Source organism: Bosea sp. OAE506, assembly GCF_040546595.1.
GTDB lineage: Bacteria > Pseudomonadota > Alphaproteobacteria > Rhizobiales > Beijerinckiaceae > Allobosea.
In genome coordinates, this window is sequence record NZ_JBEPOB010000001.1 from 1,655,208 (window position 1) to 1,672,952 (window position 17,745).

Here is a 17,745-nt window from a genome sequence, read left to right on the forward strand (position 1 = left end):
GCCGCGAGGTTGCGCGGCGGGCGTGTGACCTTAGACCAGCGCCTGAACCTGGATCTCGACCAGGATATTGTCGGCGGCCAGGCGGGACTCCACCGTGGCGCGCGCCGGCGGCTGCTTCGGGTCGACCCAGGCTTCCCAGGCCGCGTTCATCTCGTTGAACGTGCTGATGTCCTTCAGCCAGATGTTGCCGACGACGATCCGGGTCTTGTCCGTGCCGGCCATCGCCAGATAGCCGTCGATCTGCTGGAGGATGTCGGCGGTCTGCTCCTTGACGCCGCCACTACGGTCCTTCGCCGTCAGGCCCGAGAGAAAAGCGAAACCGTTGGCGACCAGAACCTTGCTCAGGCGGCCGTTCTGAATGTCGTGACGTGTGATCATCGATATGCCCTTTGTGTGATGAAGCGGAAATTGCGGGTTGGTCGCCGGCCTCAGGCTGTCCGTTTTTGCCCGCTCGTCGCCAGCAGGACGAGAATGAAGGAGGCGGCCGTCAGCAGGGTCGAGATCGAGGCGATGGTCGGGTCGATCTCGTCGCGCAAGGCGGTGAACATGCGCTTGGTCAGGGTCTGGTACTGCCCGCCCGAGACGAAGAGCGCGATGATCGTCTCGTCGATCGCGGAGATGAAGGCGAAGATGCCACCCGCGAAGACGCTGCCCTTGATCTGCGGCAGCGTCACGGTGAGGAAGGCGCGGAAGCGGTTCATGCCGAGGCTCCGCGCCACCATTTCCTGCGTCTTGTCGAAGCTCTGCAGCCCCGCCACAACCGAGGTAATGACATAGGGCAGGCCCAGCATGACATTGGCCAGCACGAGCCCGGTCAGCGTCTGGATCAGCCCGATCCGGGCGTAGATGAAGAAGATGCCGATCGCCACGATGATGATCGGCACGATCAGCGGCAGCATCAGCATCATGTGCAGCGAGCGCATCAGCTTCGTCTGGGAGTGGCTGATGGCATAGGCGGCGGCCGTTCCCAGTGGCGTCGCGACGACCACCGTCAGCGCGCCGATCAGCAGGCTCATCCGGGTCGCCTGCATCCAGTTGGCGCTGCCGAAATACTCGGCATACCAGCGCAGCGACAGGGCCGGCGGCGGGAAGGTCAGGAAGCGGGTCGCCGAAAACGACATCGGCACGATGATCAGCAGCGGCAGGATCAGATAGATCAGCACGAGGCCGACGAAGGCGCCGAAGAGGAGGCGTGGCAGAAGCGGCTGTTTCATCACTTCTGCCCCAGCATCTTGTCGAGCGGGATGATGCGGCCCACCGCCATGAAGATCGCGAGCACGCAGACCAGCAGCACCACACCGACCGCGCTGGCTGCGCCCCATTCGTTGTAGAGCTCGACGTTCCGGCTCACGACCATGGAGATCATGATGGTGCGGCCGCCGCCGAGCAGTTCCGGCGTGATGTAGAAGCCGAGCGTCAGGACGAAGACCAGCGTCAGCCCGGCGACGACGCCCGGCAGCGACAGGGGCAGGAAGATCCGCAGGAAGCTGTGCAGCGGCCCGCCACCGAGGCTCGCGCCGGCCAGCATCAGCTCGCGCGGGATCTTCTGCATGGTCGAATAGAGCGGCAGCACCATGAAGGGCAGCAGGATGTGCACGGTGGCGATGATCGTGCCGAGCTCGTTGTGGACGAGCGCCAGCGGCTGCGTGATCAGGCCGAGGCCCTCGAGCATCTGGTTGGTCACGCCGGTGCGCTGGAGCAGGACGAGCCAGGCATAGGCGCGCACGAGAACGCTGGTCCAGAACGGCAGGATCACGAAGGACAGGATCAGCACGTCCCAGGGCCGCTTCACATGGGCGGCGGCATAGGCGACGGGGTAGCCCAGAAGCAGGGTCAACACCGTCACGATCAGCGCGATGCGGAAGGTGAGCGTGAAGCTGCGCCAGTAGATGGCCTCGCTGAAGATGCGGCGGTAGTGCTCGAGCGTGAAGCCGTTGTCGTAAAACGACTGGGTCATCAGCCAGCCGACCGGGATCACCACCAGCGCGAGGATAACGATGACCGCGGGCGAGGCGAGCAGGAGCATGAGCCCCTGCTCGCGGCGCCTGTAGCGGGCGGATGGGTCGATGGCGGTCATAGGTTTGCCCTCGTCAGGCCCGGGCTGGGCCCGGGCCTCTCCTGCAAGAGGTTCCCGGGTCCGCGCCAGGCGCGGCCCGAGAATGACGTCATCTGACGCGCCTCACTTCTGCGCGAAGGAGAGCCAGCGCTTCTCGGCCGCCTCGCCGGCGGCCGACGTCCACCAGGCATAGGACATCAGCGCCTGGACCTTGGCATTGTTGGGCGCGCTCGGCAGCTCGCCGACGCGAGCGGCCGGGATGACGCCGGTGTCATAGGCCTTGGGGTTGGCCGGGCCGTAGTCGATATGCAGCGGCAGATTGGCCTGGTGGACCGGATCGACCGCCTCGTTCAGGAACTTGATCGCGGTGGGCAGGTTCGGCGCGCCCTTGAGCACGCAGAGCGACGTGCTCTGCAGGATGCCCTGGTTGTAGGTGTAGGCGACCTTGGCGCCCTCCTTCGTCAGCGCCGAGATGCGGCCGTTCCAGGCCATCACCATGTCGACCTCACCGTCGTTGAGGAGCTGGGCCGACTGGGCGCCCGACGTCCACCAGACGGTGATATGCGGCTTGATCTCCTCGAGCTTCTTGAAGGCGCGATCGACGTCGAGCGGGTAGAGCTTGTCGGCCGGCACGCCGTCTGCCATCAGCGCGGCCTCGAGCGTGGCGAGCGGGTGGTTGCGCAGCGCGCGGCGGCCCGGGAACTTCTTCACGTCCCAGAAATCGGCCCAGGTCTTGGGCGCGGTGGCCGCGTCGGGGAACTTCTTCTGGCTGTAGCCGAGCACGCTGGAATAGAACTCGTAGGCGACCGAATAGTCGCTGCGATACTCCGCTGGCATGGCGGCGGCGTTGGGGATCTTGCTGAAGTCGAGTTTCTCGACGATGCCCTGCTCGCCGCCGCGCAGGCAAAAATTGGTCGCGACGTCCACGACGTCCCAGGTCGGCTTACCGGTGGCGACCTGCGAGCGCATGATCGGCCAGGCGTCGGGCACGCTGTCCTGGTTGATGGTGATGCCGAGCTTCTTGGCGGCGGGATCGAGGATCGCGATGGTCTGCGCCTTCTGGTAGGCGCCGCCCTGCGAGACGAACAGGATCTGTTCGGCCGCCTGGGCGGGGAGCGGGCTCATCAGAGCCAGGGACAGGCCTGCGGCAGCGCAGGCGGTCGCAAAGGTCAGGCGTCGTTGCTGCATGGTCATTATCCCCTGTTGTTGGATCGGATCTTCGAAAACTACCGTCCGATCGCGTCTAGAAACTGGTACCAGCCGGCCACCATGCGGACGGCCGGCTCTCGAAGCGGGTAAAAAGGAACGCGGCGCATGCTGCTGGCGTCGAGCAGCCCGACATCGGGCGTCTCGCCCCGGGCGAAAGCCGCGAGATAGCGGCCCATCAGGCTCGACATGGCGACGCCTGCGCCATTGTAGCCCATGGCGAGCATGATGCGGTCATCGACGCGCCCGACATGGGGTACGGAATCGAGTGTCATCGCGACGAGGCCCGACCAGCGATAGGCCAGTGGCACGTCGGAAACCTGCGGAAAGATACCGACCATCGCCTTGTGCAGCGCGCGGAAGGCTGCGGGCGACTCCGTCTTGCCGAAGGCGCCGCGCCCGCCGAAGACGATGCGGTCGTCGACCATTCGGAACCAGCGCATCATCCGCTTGGTCTCGGTGTAGGTGCGCCGCGTCGGCATCACCGTGGCGGCGAGATTGGGCGAGAGCGTCTCGGTCGCGATGATGGCGCTGCGGAAAGGGATCAGCGTGCTTTGATAGGCTTTCGTCGCCGGGGTCAGATCGGAATAGCTGTTGGTAGCGATGATCGCCTGCTTGGCCCGGACGACTCCGCCCGGCGTCTCGACCAGAACGCCATCGCCCTCGCGACGCAGGCGCAGCGCTGGTGTCCCGGCATGGATCGGAATGCCCAGCCCGAAGACGCCCTCGGCCAGGCCGTGCAGATAGTTGAGCGGGTGGATGCCGCCTGAGCCGGCGTTGAGGACGCCGCCGACGAAGTCGTCCGAGCCGGTCTCCGCACGCACCTGGCCGGCATCGAGCACGGACATGGTGGTGTCGCCGAGCTCGGCGCGCAGCCACTCCGCCTCCTTCACCGCGTAGGCCAGCGTCTCGTGGTTGTGGGCGGCCTTGACTTGGCCGGAGCGGGTCAGTCCGGCTGCATTGATGCCATAGGCCTCGACCAGCTCGGTGACGATGTCGGTCGCTTCCAGTGCGATCTCGTACATGCGCTTGGCCATCGGCTTGCCATGGGCGCTCGCGATGTCCGGGAAGGACAGACGGAACTTGGCGGTGATGACGCCGCCATTGCGGCCGCTGGCGCCCCAGCCGGGGCGGTTGGCCTCGAGCACGATCGAGGACAGGCCGCTCTGCGCAAGATGATGCGCGGCCGAGAGGCCGGTATAGCCGGCGCCGATGATGACGACATCCGCCTGCGCATCGCCCTGCAGCGGGGGAAACGCGCGCAACGGCGTCGCCGTCGCGCCCCAGAGCGAGGGCGCGGCCTCCAGCGACGACCAGGCGGAGGCGCCGGCCAAAGGCGTCAGACCCCCGCCTCGACGGCGTCGGCGAGCGCTGCCAGCGTCGGGAAATGATAATCCGGCTTGGTCAGCTCCGGCACGGCCGGCGTGCCGCCGAAGCCGGCCTGCCCCTGCCTGCGCTCGATCCAGCAGGTCGTGTAGCCGAGCGACTTGGCGACGCCGATGTCGTGATACTGGCTCTGGGCAACGTGCAGGATCTCCTCCAGCTTGAAACCATGAGCCGATTGCCGGCCGCGGTTGAAAGCGAAGAACAGCGGATCGGGCTTGGGGGCAATCGCCTCGTCGGCGGTGACGCTGTCGTGGAACGGGTTGCCGAGCGTGTGCGAGTAGAAGGCGAAGGTCGAGCGGTCGGCATTGGTCATCGCGACCAATCGGAAATGCTTGCGCAGCCTGGCCAGCGCCTCGACTGAGTCCGGGAAGGCCGGATGCTGCAGGATGGCGTATTGGAAGGAATCGGCCGAGGCCTCGTCGGCCGGCAGGCCCAGCTCCTTGGCGAGATGGATATAGACCCGCTTCATCGCCTCGCTGGAGCGGTCGTAATTCAGCTCGCGGCCCTTGAGATAGGGGCCGAAAATCTCGTCGTCGCTCAGCTTCGTGGCCGCCGGCCCGCCGATGCGGCGGACAGCGTTGAGCACGCCGGTTTCGAAGTCGATCAGCGTGCCGACGACGTCGAATGTGAGAACCTTGAAATCCTTGAGGGCCATGGCTGTCGACTTCTCTGATGGGGCTGGCAAAGCGGGAGACGCGCGGCGCGGTTGGTCAGCCGCTCGCCCTGGGAACGATGATGGTGTCTTGCGGGTGGAGGCTGATCTCGACGCGCTCGCCGATCGGGGGGATGCGGCGGGCGGCCTCATAATGGCTCGGCTGGCGCAGGCTGAGCGGCGTGCCATCATCGAGCACGAGGAAGACGCGCAGGCTCTCGCCCTGAAAGACGGTATCGGTGACGCGGGCAGAGAAGCGGTTGCGCTCGGGCGAACTGGTGCCGTCCTCGATCAGCAGCTTCTCCGTCTGGACGGCGAGCACGAGCTCGCCTGTCGGCGGCAGGGGGCGGGCGGTGCGGATCATCGTGCCGGCGAGCGAGACAGCGTCGCTGCCGGCACGCTCGACCGGCAGCAGCGTCGCCTCGCCGATGAAGCTCGCGACGAAGGCGTTGGCCGGGTGGTCGTGCAGACGGGACGGCTTGTCGATCTGGACGAGCTTGCCGTCCTTGAGGATGGCGACACGGTCGCTCATCGTCAGCGCCTCGCGCTGGTCGTGGGTGACATAGATGATCGTCGCGCCCAGCCGTTTGTGCAGCTGGCGCAATTCGATCTGCATGGTCTCGCGCAGCTGCTTGTCGAGAGCCGAGAGGGGCTCGTCCATCAGGATGAGCCGCGGTTCGAAGATCATGGCGCGGGCGAGCGCGACGCGCTGGCGCTGACCGCCGGAGAGCTGGCCGATGCCGCGCTCCTCGTATCCGGCGAGATCGACCATCGCCAGCGCCGCACGGACGCGCTCGGCATAGGTCGATTTCGGCAGGCGCCGGGCCCTGAGCGGGAACGCGACGTTCTCGCCGACATTCATATGCGGAAACAGCGCGTAGTTCTGGAAGACGATGCCGATGTCGCGCTTGTGCGGAGGCGTGAAGGTGACGTCGCGGCCGCCGAACAGGATGGTGCCGGCCGAGGGCTGCACGAAGCCGCCGAGGATGCCGAGCAGCGTGGTCTTGCCGGAGCCCGACGGGCCGAGCAGCGAGACGAATTCCTGTGGCGCGATGTCGAGCGAAACATCGTCCAGCGCCCGCACCGATCCGTAGATCTTGCTGGCCGACCGGATTTCGACGCGCTCGCCGCCACTCTTCGCCATAGCCTGCTCCCGTTGCGATACAGCGCCACCGCGCAGGCGCGGGGGCCAAGACCGAATCCCAAACCGGCCATAAGGCGATCTTATGCGGCACCGGCGTGGACCCGGTCGACTGATCCGGCGGCGCAGGCCTCTTCGGGCCCATCGCCGCAAGCTGCATCCGACACGCCCATGAAACGGGATTCAGGGGCAGCCCGGCAATTGCCAAATAATCAGCATCAACATAACCTCATGTTATGTCCGATCTGCGCCGCATGGTGTCGTCCAGCAATGCGCTCTTCGTCTTCGAGGCGGTGGCGCGCAGCGGCAGTTTCACGCGTGCAGCCGAGGAGTTGAACGTCACGCAGCCGGCGGTGAGCCGGATGCTCTCGCGCTTCGAGGGGCATCTCGGGCTGCGCCTGTTCGAGCGCGGCGGCAAGGGTGCGGTGCTGACGCCCGAGGGCGAGATCCTCTATCGCCGCGTCGCGGACGGCTTCCGCAGCATCGAGGCGGGGCTGCGCGAGGTCGAGCGCCTGCGCGGCGGCAAGGAGACCGTGACGATCTCGGTGTCCTCAGCCTTCACCACGCATTGGCTGATGCCGCGCATGGACCGGTTCCAGAGCCGCTTCCCACAGGTCGATCTGCGTTTCCAGATGATCGCCGGTTCGCTGCGCGGCCCGGTCGAGAATGTCGATCTCGGCATGCGGTTCGTGGGGGACGACGAACCGGTGCCGCTGGAGGCGGTGGTGGCGCGCGAGATCATGCTGCCCGTCTGCAGCCCGGGTTATTGCAGCGTCGCTGAAGCCGCCGAGTTGTCCGCTGGCAGCAACACGCTCATCCGGCTGACGGATTCTCCGTCCGACTGGGCCGAGCATTACGCCCCCTTCGCGACGGGACGAACCGGCCCCGCGAAGACGCTGACCTTCTCGGATTATGCCGTGGTGGTGCAGGCGGCCCTTCTGGGCCAGGGCATCGCCTTCGGCTGGGTGACGGTCGTGGCCCATGCTCTCCGATCCGGGGCGCTGGTGCCGGCGGCCGAGCGGCTCACGGTCGGCGACCGGCTCTGCGTCTTGCTGACGCCGCGCAACCGGCCGGCCCGGCCGATCATCCGCGAGATCCGCGCCTGGATCATCGCCGAACTCTGGGCCGAGATCGAGGCGATCGACACCCTCTTTCCGGCTCTCGCCCTGAAACGGGCGGCGTCGGCCCGCAGGCCCTGAGCCCGGCGCGCGCGTCGCGCGCCGGGGAAGGCTGTCGTCAGACCAGCTGGAAGTCGCTGGCCGTGAGCAGGGGCTTTGTGGTGAGGACGGCCACGGCCACTGCGGCGGTGCCGCCCTGGCCGTCGGCGTCCCAGGCCAGCGCCCCGCTGGCCGTGCTGTAGGTGAACCCGGCGATGCCGGCCGCCAGCGTGCCGTTGACAGCGAGGTTGACCGATCCGCCGGCGACCAGGCCACCGCCGAACGCCGCGCTCGAAATCTCGATCCTGTCGAGCCCGGTCTGGAAGTCGGTGATGGTGTCGCGGGTGTCCGGCAAAGCCTCGAAGACGAAGCTGTCGGCGTCCGCCCCACCCGTCAGGATGTCGCGCGCCAGCCCACCGATCAGCCGGTCCATGCCTGCGCCGCCAGTGAGGTTGTCGGCCCCGGCGCCACCGATCAGCGTGTCGTTGCCGCCATTGCCGACGAGTTGGTCGGCCCCATCGGCCCCGTTGAGGAGATTGGTGGCGTTGTTGCCGAGCAGGCGGTTGTCGAGGCCGTTGCCGGTGCCGTTGGTGGCAGCCGCGCCGGTGATGGACAGGTTCTCGATGCCGGCCCCGAGCGCGACGTCGACGCTGCTGAAGACGACGTCGAAACCGCCCGCATCGCCGCCGCTGCCATCGTCCTCGCTGACGACGTCGCCGAGGTCGTTGACATAGTACGTGTCGTTGCCGGCTCCGCCATTCATCAGGTCGGCGCCCGCGCCGCCGTCGAGGCGGTCGTCGCCCGCCTCGCCGAAGAGCTGGTCGGCATCGTCGCCGCCGAGCAGGCGGTCGTCGTCGTCGCCGCCTCTCAGCGTGTCGGTGCCGGCGCCGCCATTGAGCGTGTCGTCGCCGCCCGCGCCGCCGAGGATGTTGGCGGCCGCATTGCCGAGGATGGTGTTGTCGCCGTCATTGCCGGTCAGCGACAGGGCCGCTGTGCCACTTGCGCGGATGATTTCGACGCCGGCTGCGGCCGTCAGGTCGACGGTCGTGTAGATGGTGTCGAACCCGCCCGCATCGCCGCCGCTGCCGTCATCCTCGCTCACGGTGTCGCCGAGATCGTCGACATAATAGAGGTCGTCGCCTGCGCCGCCGAACATGGCGTCGAAGCCGGTTCCGCCCTTCAGGACGTCGCCATCGGCGCCACCCCGCAGGATGTCGTCGCCATCGCCGCCGGTGAGGCTGTCCTCGCCATTGCCACCTTCGAGGATGTCGTTGCCGCCATAGCCGGTCAGGATGTCGGCGCCGCCGAGGCCGACGAGGCGGTTGGCGGCGTTGTTGCCCAGCAGCGAGTTGGCTTCGTCATTGCCGGTGCCGTCGATGGCGTCGCTGCCGACGAGGCGCAAATCCTCGACATGCGCGGCGAGCACTGTGCTGGCCGTGGCCATCACGAGATCGAGGCCGCCGGCATCCCCGCCCAGGCCGTCGTCCTCGCTGGCGGTGTCGAGCGCATCGTCGACATAATAGGTGTCGTCGCCGGCGCCACCGGCCATGAGGTCGGCCCCCGTTCCGCCGTCGAGCCGGTCGTTGCCGGCGCCGCCGCGCAGCGTATCGGACCCGCCATAGCCGTTCAGCGTGTCCTCGCCGTTGCCGCCGTCGAGGACGTTGGCGCCGGCATTGCCGAGCAGGCGGTTGTCCAGCCCGTTACCGGTGCCGTCGATGTCGGCGGTGCCGCTCAGGGTCAGGTTCTCGACGAAGTCGCCGAGGGTGAAGCTGACCGAGGCCGTGACCTTGTCGAGGCCTCCGGCATCGACGCCGGCCGCGGTCTCGATCGCCTGGTCGCCGCCGTCGTCGACGGTGTAGGAATCGTTGCCCGCGCCGCCCTGCATCGCGTCGGCGCCGGTGCCGCCGTTGAGCGCGTCGTCGCCGTCGAGACCGATCAGGATGTCGTTGCCGCCCTGGCCGAAGAGACGGTCCGCGCCGCCCGTGCCGGTCAGGGTGTCGTTGCCGCTGCCGCCGAGGCTGCGGCTGCCGACCGTGATCGCGAAGGTCTCGTCATAGCTCATCCCGCCGGGATCGGTGACGCGCACGGTCACCGAGACGACCGGTTCGTTCTCGGCGTCGAAGCTCGCGCCGGCTGCGACGACGAGCCGGTCGCCGAGGATCGCGAAGCGGTCTGTCGCGCCGCCGACCAGGGCGTAGCTATGGGGGCCGAGATCGCCGGCATCGACGACGCCGAAGGTGGCGACGGTGGTGCCGGCGCCGCTGGTGTCCTGCACCGAGAGCGGACCGGTGGCGGTGATGTCGGTCGGCGCCGCCTCGGGCACGGAAATGTCGATCGTGCTGTCGAGGAAGCGGATGCGCTCGACATCGTAGATCGTGTCGATGCCATCCGGCGAGCCGGCGCGCAGATCGACGACCTCGAACCGGCCGGGCGCGATGGCGGTCACGCTGTAGTCGGCGCGGTTGCCGTTCAGCCGCAGCGTGTCGATGCCGCCATTGCCGTAGAAGATGTCGTTGCCGCCTTCGCCGCGCATCGTCTCCCCGGCGTTGCCGCCATGGACGATGTCGTCGAAGCGGGTGCCGCGGATGGCCTCGATGCTGGTCAGGGTGTCGATGGCGCCGAAGCTGTCGACGGCGGTGCCCGCCGCGACGACCGTGCCGCCCAGCGTCTGGGCCGTCGTGCTCAGATTGACCCGCACGCCGACGGCCGCGCCGCCATTGTTGAACTCCTGGTCGTAGCGCGCTGTGTCGGTGCCAGCACCGCCATCGAAGACGTCGGCGCCGGCATAGCCCATGAAGGCGTTGTCCTCGGCGCCGCCGATGAAGATGTCCGCCTGCGCGGTGCCGCGGGCTGCCTCGATGCCGACCAGCGTATCGATCGTGCCGAAGCCGTCGATCGCCGAACCACCGGCGATGGTGATCGGCGCCTGAGGACCGGAGCCGTCGCGATCGACCGTGCGGCTGGAGCCGCTGAGGTTGACGACGACGCCGGCGCTGCCGCCGAACTGGGCGTCGCGGTCGTAGCGCGTCTCGTCGAAGCCGGCGCCGCCGTCGATGTAGTCGGCACCGCCGAGACCGCGGAAGCCTTCGAAGTCGGCGTTGCCGCTATCGCCGCCATAGATCACGTCGGCGAAGTTGGTGCCGCGGACGAGTTCGATGTCGATCAGCGTGTCGACGCCGCCGAAGGTGTCCTGGCCGGAGCGGGCGGCGATGACGCCGCCATCGAGATGGGTGACCGCATCGCCCGACAGGTTGACGACGACGCCCGCGACTCCGGTCTCGTCGGCATAGTTGACGAGGTCGGATCCGGAGCCACCGTTCAGCTGGTCCGCGCCGCCGCCGCCGACCAGCGTGTCGTTGCCGCCGGCTCCGTCGATGACGTCGTTGCCTGGTCCGCCCGAGAGATAGTTCGTGCCGCCATGGCCGGTCAGCGTGTCGTTGCCGAGATTGCCGAACAGGTTGATCTGGCTGTTGCTGGCGCCGCTCGCCGTCAGGACGTCCGGTTCGATCGAGCCCAGGACCGAGGTGATCCCGTTCGCCGTCTCGGTCAGAGGAACGAGATTGACCGTGATCGCTGCCGGCGACGACGGAACGAAGACGAAGACCTGCTCGACATCGGCCGCGAGCGTGTCGATGCCCAGCGGCGCGCCGGGACGCAGGTCGGTCACCGTCCAGGTGCCGTTGCCGTTCCGGACGATGGAGAACAGGTCGCTGACGCTGCCATTGTCGTTCAGCGTCAGGCGGACGACGTTGTTGTCGTCGCGGACGGCACCGATAAAGCCGGCCGTGCCAGCGGGCAGCGCATACTGCGCCACGTCGCGCCCGCCGCCGCCGCTGAGGGCGTCGTTTCCGCCGCCGCCTTCGAGGGCGTTCGGGCCGGCATGGCCGGTGATGCTGTCGTTGCCCGCTCCACCATTGACGGTGGCGCTGTCATTGGCACCAGCGGCCGGAGCGAGCGCTGCGACCGAGATGACATCCGCACCCAGCCCACCCTGCACGAACCCGCCATTGCCGTTCGGGAAGAACTGCGGCGCGAGGCTTAGGAAAAGCGACTGGACCGGCGGCTGGCCGGCCCCCCCATCGATGGCGACCGAGAGACTCTCGATCGTCTGGTCGAGCGTGTCGGTGCCGAGCGGCGCGCCGGGGCGAAGGTCTTCGACGGTCCAGCCACCCGCTGTCTGGGTGATCCGGAGGACGTCGGATGTCGTGCCGCCGGCCGTCAGCTTGACGAGCGTCACTGTGCCCGAGGTGACCGAGCTCAGCGTACCTGTGGTGCCGAGCGGGAGCATGAAGGCGGCGGTATCGATCCCGCCGCCACCGGACAGCGCGTCGTCGCCGGCCCCGCCGGTCATGTAGTTGGAGCCGGCGTGGCCGGCGATGATGTCGTTGCCCGAGCCACCATCGATGCTGATGGAGTCCGCGCTCCCCGCATTCATGAAGAAGACATTGGCGGAGAGCGTGTCGGCGCCGATGCTGCCCTGGATGAAGCCACCGCCGGCATTGGCGAAAGACTGGGGCGCGATGTTGAGGTTGAGGTTCTGGACCGGCGGCGCATTGCCGACGCCGCTGATCTGGAAGTTGAGCAACTCGGTCTGGAACACAGGGCCGGAACCGACATAGACGGTGTCGGTACCGAGCGGGGAACCGGGCCTGAGATCCTCGACCGTAACCGAGGATCCGGACGAGGTGACGCGGAAGACGTCGGTGACGGTCGCGCCATCGGTCAGGCGAACGAGCGTGACGTTGCCGGTCGTCGAGGAGGACAGCGTCCCGGTCGTCCCCGTCGGCAGCGCGTAGCTGGCCGTATCGAACCCGCCGCCGCCGAGGATTTCGTCGTTGCCGACGCCGCCGGTGATGAAGTTGGAGCCGGCATGTCCGGTGATGACGTCGTTGCCTTCGCGACCATCGATGCCGATGTTCTGGGCGGAATCGACGCCGGGGATCGTGCTGGCGTCGATGGCATCGCCGAAGATGCTGCCCTGGATGAAGCCTGTATCAATCCGCGGCGAGAGGTTCAGCGTCAGCACCTGCGCCGGTGGCTGCCCGACGGCACCATCGAGGAAGACGAAGACGGCCTCGACACTGCTCGCGAGCGCATCCGTGCCGAGCGGTGCTCCCGCCCGCAGGTCCTGAACCGTATAGCTGCCGCCGAGGATGCGCTGGATCGAGAGTACCGCGACGCCGCCGGCGAAGACGGTCGCACCGTCGCCGCTCACGGAATAGGTCAGAGCGCCTGAGCCGGCCGGCAGGTTGTACTGCGCGTAGTCGAACCCGTCCTCGCCGATCAGCGTGTCGTTGCCGGCGCCGCCCGAGAGGCCGTCATTGTCGCTGCCGCCGTTCAGCGTGTCGTCGCCGCCTTGGCCGAACAGGAAGTCGTTGCCGCCGAGGCCGCTGATGGTCTGGCCAGTCGCGTCGCCGATCAGTGTCTCGCCGGCACCGGTGCCGTCGATCTTCGTGTTGAGCACGGTCAGCCCGAAGCCCTGCGCGAAGCTGTTGCCACTGCCGTCCGTGGCGGTCACGGTCAGCGGAATGTTCGCCGCCTGCTCGGCGGTGAGGACGGTGGCACCCGCCAGCCGCAGCACATAGGCGCCCGGCGTGCCGACGACTTCGAAGCGCGCGTCCGAGACCGCGAAGGAGAAGCTCGAGCTGTCGGAGTCGGTGACGGTCACCGTGCCGACGACCGCGTTCTGCACGCCTTCGGCCACGCTGAGGTTCGACAGCGTGATCGCGGTGGGGGCCTGGTTGGCCGGCGCGCTGCCGACGAGGATGCTGAAAGTGTCGGATGTCGGCGCCATAAACCCGTCAGACGCGGAGATCGTGATCGGGATGGAGGAATTCGCCTGCGGCGGCGTTCCCGAGAGCTGGCGCGTGACGGGGTCGAATGTCAGCCAGGCTGGCAGCCCTGCGGCGCTCAGCGTCAGCGGGTTGCCTTCGGGATCCGTGAAGGCCCCGGCCGGGAGCGTGTAGACGAAGAGCTGGCCAGCACTGACGTTGATGTCCGGGATCGGGTTCGAGACGATCGGGGACTCATTGATGTCGCTGACATTGACGGTGAACGGCCGCGTGATCGTCACGCCGCTCGCGCTGTCGAAGACCGAAATCGTCAGCGGGATCGCCGCCCCTGACTCATAGTCGATCGGTGCCGCGGTCTTGAGGACGAAATCTACACCGGATGGCGAGACCGTGAAGCGAGTGTCCGAAACGGTGACAGTCAGATTGTTGGAATTCGTATTCGGGACCGAGATCGTCCCGATGATCGTCAGCAGATCGACATTCTCGGAAACGTTGTTGTTCGACAGAAGAATCTGCGTGGGTCCCGGAGCACCCGCCTGGATCGTCAGGTTGAAGGAGTCGGATACCGTGCCGCCAAAGCCGTCCGAGACCATCATCTGCACGGTGGCGTTTGTGGCGCCGACCGGCGGTGTGCCGGAGATGGTGCGTGTCGCCGGATCATAGCTGATCCAGGGGGCGAACGGCCCCGAGAACAGGCTCAGGGTGAGGGGCTGCCCCTCGGGATCGACATAGGCTCCGGCGGGGATGGTGTAGCTGAAGGCCTGCCCGATCGTGGCGACCTGATCCGGGATCGGCGTCGCAACGACTGGAAACTGGTTGAGATAGCCCTGACGGCTGAGGAGGAAGGTGTCCGATACCGGTGGGTTGACCCCATCCGAAATCGAGATCGCCAGTGAGGCCTGCGTGAACCCGGCCGGTGGCGTCCCCGAGATGGTACGTGTCACGGCATCGTAGGTCACCCACGCCGGCTGTCCCGTCAGGCTGACGGTGAGCGGCTGACCCTCGGGGTCAAAATAGGCGTTCGCGGGAATCGAATAGCTGAATGGCTGGCCGACCACGACCATCTGGTCGGGCACCGGCGTCGCGATCGTCGGGGTCAGGTTCTGCCCAGCGCTGCCGATGGACAGGTTGAAGTTGTCCATAGCGATGCCGCCGAAGCCGTCACTTACGTTCACGCTGACCGAGAACGTCGTGGAGCCGGCGGGCGGCGTGCCAGAGATGGTGCGCGTCGCCGCGTCGTAGCTCAGCCAAGGGGCCGGTGCGGTCACGTTGATGCTGAGAGGCTGTCCTTCGGGATCGAGATAGGCGCCGGCCGGGATGGTGTAGCTGAACGGTTCGCCGATCCTGGCCACCTGTTCGGGGATCGGCGTCGCGACGACCGGCATCAGGTTGAAATACCCTTGCCGGGTAATGTTGACGGTATCGATGGCCGGCGGGTTCACCCCGTCCGACACCGAGATCGTCAGCGAGCCCTGCGCGAAGCCGACCGGAGGCGTTCCAGACAGCGTACGCGTTGCCGCGTCATAGCTGACCCAAGCCGGCTGACCGCTCACATTGATGGTGAGGGCCTGCCCCTCGGGATCGAAATAGGCACCCGCGGGAATGGTGTAGCTGAAGGGCTGTCCGATGGTCACGGCCTGGTCGGGCACGGGATTGGCGACGGTGGGCCGCAGGTTTTCACCGACGGCTCCGACGGACAGCGAGAAGCTGTCGAAAGCAATCGCCGCCGAGCCGTCAGAGGCCGTCACATTCAGGAAAAAGGTCCCCGACGAGCCGACAGGCGGCGTGCCGGCGATCGTGCGCGTGACCGGGTCGTAGGTGAGCCAGGGCGCGGCCCCGATCATCACGCTGAGAGAAACAGGCTGCCCCTCGGGATCGACATAGGCCCCGGCAGGGATCGTATAGCTGAACGGTTGGCCAATTCGCGCCACCAGGTCCGGCACGGGCGAGACGATGGTCGGCGCTTCGTTCTGGTTCTGCACGTTCAGCGTGACCGACCGGGTGAAGCTACCGCCCCAGGCGTCGGTTGCGGTGATGTCGAAGGTCACGGTCGGGGCCGCCTCGAAATCGAGCGCGACTCCCGCCTTCAGCTTGAGCTGGTAGAAGCCGGGATTGGCGACCTCGAAGCGGGCGTCCGACACCGAGAAGGTGAAGACGGTCTCAAAATCCGGGTCCGAGACGTTGAGGCCGGTGACGAAGGCGCCCTGGACATTCTCCTGCACCTGCGAACTGATCAGCGTGATCGCGGTCGGCGCAAGGTTGAAGCTTTGGCGCAGGTCGAGAACCTGATCGGCAAAGTGCAGGTATTCGATGTTTACGACCTGATCGACGCCATCCGGCGAGCCAGCGCGCAGATCGGTGACCGTGTAGGACTGACCGAAGCCGTTGCGGGTGATCGTGTAATCGGCGCGGGTACCGCCGTAGAAGGCGCGGTCGTTGACGTCTCCGGTGAAGACGTTGCCCTGTGCAAAAGCGCCGCCGGAGATGAAATCGTTCCCGCCGAAGCCGTTGAACGCGTTCGCCGCCGCGGAACCCCAGAGATTGTCGGCGAAGTTGGTGCCGTGCGCGTTCTCGATCGAGACGAGCGTGTCGGTGGCACCGAAGCCGTCGCGCGCCGTGCCCGCCGCCATCGTGCCGATCGCGGTTTCGCCCAGATTGACCTGGACGCCCTGACCGCTGCCGAAGCCGGCATCGAACAGGTAGGACACCGTATCCATGCCGCCGCCGCCGTCGATCACGTCCGCGCCGGCCAGACCCGAGAAGCGCTCGTTGCCGTCGCCGCCGATCAGCGTGTCGGCGAAGGAGGAGCCACGCGCCCCCTCGATCGAGATGAGGCGATCGGTGCCGCCGAAGCCGTCGCGAGCGGTCTGCGCCGCAACGGTGACGCCACCGACGATGCGGTCGGCCGCGCTCAGATTGACGACCGCGCCCTGCGTGCCGCTGACCGAGGTGCCATTGGCATAGCTGACCTCGTCGAAGCCCGAACCGCCGTCGATATAGTCGTCGCCGCCGAGGCCTTCGAAGCTCTCATAGGCGTCGTTCTGCGTATCGCCGCCGACCAGCACGTCCGACAGCATGGTGCCGCGGACAGCCTCGATGTCGATGAGCGTATCGATCGCCTCGCTGGTCGCGCCGGTATAGAGCGGGTCCTTGGCCGAGTGGGCGGCGATGGTGATGGTGCCGGCGCCGGGAACCGGATCGGTCAGGGTCACCGCGACGCCGGACAGGTTGACGTGGATGCCGGTCGTCAGCGTGTCGGTGAGATCGGACTGGTAGAAGGCCGTGTCGACATCGAAGCCGTCGCCGCCGGCGACCGAACCGTCGATGATGTCGGCGCCGCCGCCGCTCTGAACGAAGTCGTTGCCACCGCCGCCGATGATGACGTCGGCACCGGCGCGTGAGAACACGGTGTTCGACTGGCCGTCGCCGACGATATAGTCGGCATTGCCGGTGCCGCGCACGTTCTCGATCGAAATCAGCGTATCGGTCGCGCCATAGGTGTCGATGGCGGAGGCTGCGGCGACGACGGTCGGCCCGGCACCGATATCGGCCGTGATCGCTGCGCCCGACAGGTTGACGATGACGCCGCGGCCGGCAATGCCGCCCGACTCGTTGCCGTAATTCGCACGGTCGAAGCCGCCGCCGCCATGGAGCGTGTCGTTGCCGCCATTGCCGGTGAGATTGTCGTTGCCGCCTTCGCCCCGCAGCAGGTTGACGCCGTTGTCGCCGACGATGGCGTCGGTGCCGTCCGTGCCACGGATGTCCTCGATGGAGATCAGGGTGTCGATCGCCCCGGAGACGTCGCGGGCCGTGCCCGCCGTCATGCCGTTGATCGCCACGCTGCCGCCCAGGACCACGGTGACGCCGTTGCTGCCGGTCCATTCGCGCCGGTAGTCGACTTGGTCGATTCCGTCACCGCCATCGATGAGGTCGTTGCCGGCAAAGCCTCGGAAGCGCTCGGCGCCCGCGCCGCCATACAGCCAGTCACTGGCGTTGGTGGCGCGAACGCCTTCGATGGAGGTCAGCGTGTCTGTGTCGCCGTAGCCATCCCGAGCGGTGCCGGCCGCCACGGTCACGGGCGCGCCGGTCCCGGCGCCGTCGAGATCGACCGTCCTGTCGGTGGTCGAGAGATTGACGACGACGCCCTGCGTGCCGAGAAGGCCTGCGGCGTTCTGATAATTGGCGTCGTTGCTGTAGCGGACCTCGTCGAAGCCGCTGCCACCGTCGATCACATCGTTGCCGGCGAGCCCTTCGAAGCCCTCGTAGTCGTCGTTGTTCGTGTCGCCGCCGAAGAACTGGTCGACGTTGTAGGTGCCGCGCGCCATCTCGATGTCGATGAGCGTGTCGGTGGAGCC

At 67.3% G+C, this 17,745-nt stretch carries 9 protein-coding genes; 1 reads left to right on the forward strand and 8 read right to left on the reverse strand.

What is annotated here, in order from left to right; genetic code table 11:
- Window positions 1–30 precede the first annotated feature (30 nt).
- From ABIE41_RS08055 to ABIE41_RS08085, 7 genes are all read right to left on the reverse strand, one after another.
- Window positions 31–378 carry a RidA family protein gene (locus ABIE41_RS08055; protein ID WP_192644136.1) on the reverse strand — a complete coding sequence of 116 codons (348 nt, stop codon included), beginning with the start codon at window positions 376–378 and terminating at the stop codon, window positions 31–33.
- A gap of 50 nt (window positions 379–428) precedes the next feature.
- Window positions 429–1,214: an ABC transporter permease gene (locus tag ABIE41_RS08060; protein ID WP_192644135.1), complete on the reverse strand. Its 786-nt coding sequence runs from the start codon at window positions 1,212–1,214 to the stop codon at window positions 429–431.
- On the reverse strand, window positions 1,214–2,077 hold the full coding sequence (locus ABIE41_RS08065) for an ABC transporter permease (protein WP_354191836.1): 864 nt from the start codon (window positions 2,075–2,077) through the stop codon (window positions 1,214–1,216). The genes ABIE41_RS08060 and ABIE41_RS08065 overlap by 1 nt, the downstream gene beginning before the upstream one ends.
- Before the next feature lie 102 nt (window positions 2,078–2,179).
- Entirely contained in the window at window positions 2,180–3,244 is a 1,065-nt protein-coding gene (locus ABIE41_RS08070) for an ABC transporter substrate-binding protein (protein ID WP_192644134.1), read from the reverse strand.
- A gap of 38 nt (window positions 3,245–3,282) precedes the next feature.
- Window positions 3,283–4,596 carry an NAD(P)/FAD-dependent oxidoreductase gene (locus ABIE41_RS08075; protein WP_192644133.1) on the reverse strand — a complete coding sequence of 438 codons (1,314 nt, stop codon included), beginning with the start codon at window positions 4,594–4,596 and terminating at the stop codon, window positions 3,283–3,285.
- Window positions 4,597–4,601: 5 nt separating this feature from the next.
- Window positions 4,602–5,303, reverse strand: a complete 702-nt coding sequence (locus ABIE41_RS08080; protein ID WP_192644132.1) for an HAD-IA family hydrolase — start codon at window positions 5,301–5,303, stop codon at window positions 4,602–4,604.
- 55 nt (window positions 5,304–5,358) lie between these two features.
- Window positions 5,359–6,444 carry an ABC transporter ATP-binding protein gene (locus tag ABIE41_RS08085; protein WP_192644131.1) on the reverse strand — a complete coding sequence of 362 codons (1,086 nt, stop codon included), beginning with the start codon at window positions 6,442–6,444 and terminating at the stop codon, window positions 5,359–5,361.
- A gap of 233 nt (window positions 6,445–6,677) precedes the next feature.
- Between ABIE41_RS08085 and ABIE41_RS08090 the strand changes: the two genes are divergently transcribed.
- Complete coding sequence (locus ABIE41_RS08090) at window positions 6,678–7,640, forward strand: LysR family transcriptional regulator (RefSeq protein ID WP_192644130.1); 963 nt, start codon at window positions 6,678–6,680, stop codon at window positions 7,638–7,640.
- A 37-nt stretch (window positions 7,641–7,677) separates the two neighbouring features.
- Here the strand turns inward: ABIE41_RS08090 and ABIE41_RS08095 are convergent, their stop codons facing one another.
- Window positions 7,678–17,715, reverse strand: a complete 10,038-nt coding sequence (locus ABIE41_RS08095) for a putative Ig domain-containing protein (protein ID WP_192644129.1) — start codon at window positions 17,713–17,715, stop codon at window positions 7,678–7,680.
- Between the last annotated feature and the right edge of the window lie 30 nt (window positions 17,716–17,745).

What these genes read in the sequence shown, in the direction of transcription:
- ABIE41_RS08080 (WP_192644132.1), bottom strand. Translation starts at nt 5,303, where the DNA reads ATGGCCCTCAAGGATTTCAAGGTTCTCACATTCGACGTCGTCGGCACG.
- ABIE41_RS08060 (WP_192644135.1), bottom strand. Translation starts at nt 1,214, where the DNA reads ATGAAACAGCCGCTTCTGCCACGCCTCCTCTTCGGCGCCTTCGTCGGC.
- ABIE41_RS08055 (WP_192644136.1), bottom strand. Translation starts at nt 378, where the DNA reads ATGATCACACGTCACGACATTCAGAACGGCCGCCTGAGCAAGGTTCTG.
- ABIE41_RS08065 (WP_354191836.1), bottom strand. Translation starts at nt 2,077, where the DNA reads ATGACCGCCATCGACCCATCCGCCCGCTACAGGCGCCGCGAGCAGGGG.
- ABIE41_RS08095 (WP_192644129.1), bottom strand. Translation starts at nt 17,715, where the DNA reads ATGGCGCGCGGCACCTACAACGTCGACCAGTTCTTCGGCGGCGACACG.
- ABIE41_RS08085 (WP_192644131.1), bottom strand. Translation starts at nt 6,444, where the DNA reads ATGGCGAAGAGTGGCGGCGAGCGCGTCGAAATCCGGTCGGCCAGCAAG.
- ABIE41_RS08070 (WP_192644134.1), bottom strand. Translation starts at nt 3,244, where the DNA reads ATGCAGCAACGACGCCTGACCTTTGCGACCGCCTGCGCTGCCGCAGGC.
- ABIE41_RS08090 (WP_192644130.1), top strand. Translation starts at nt 6,678, where the DNA reads ATGTCCGATCTGCGCCGCATGGTGTCGTCCAGCAATGCGCTCTTCGTC.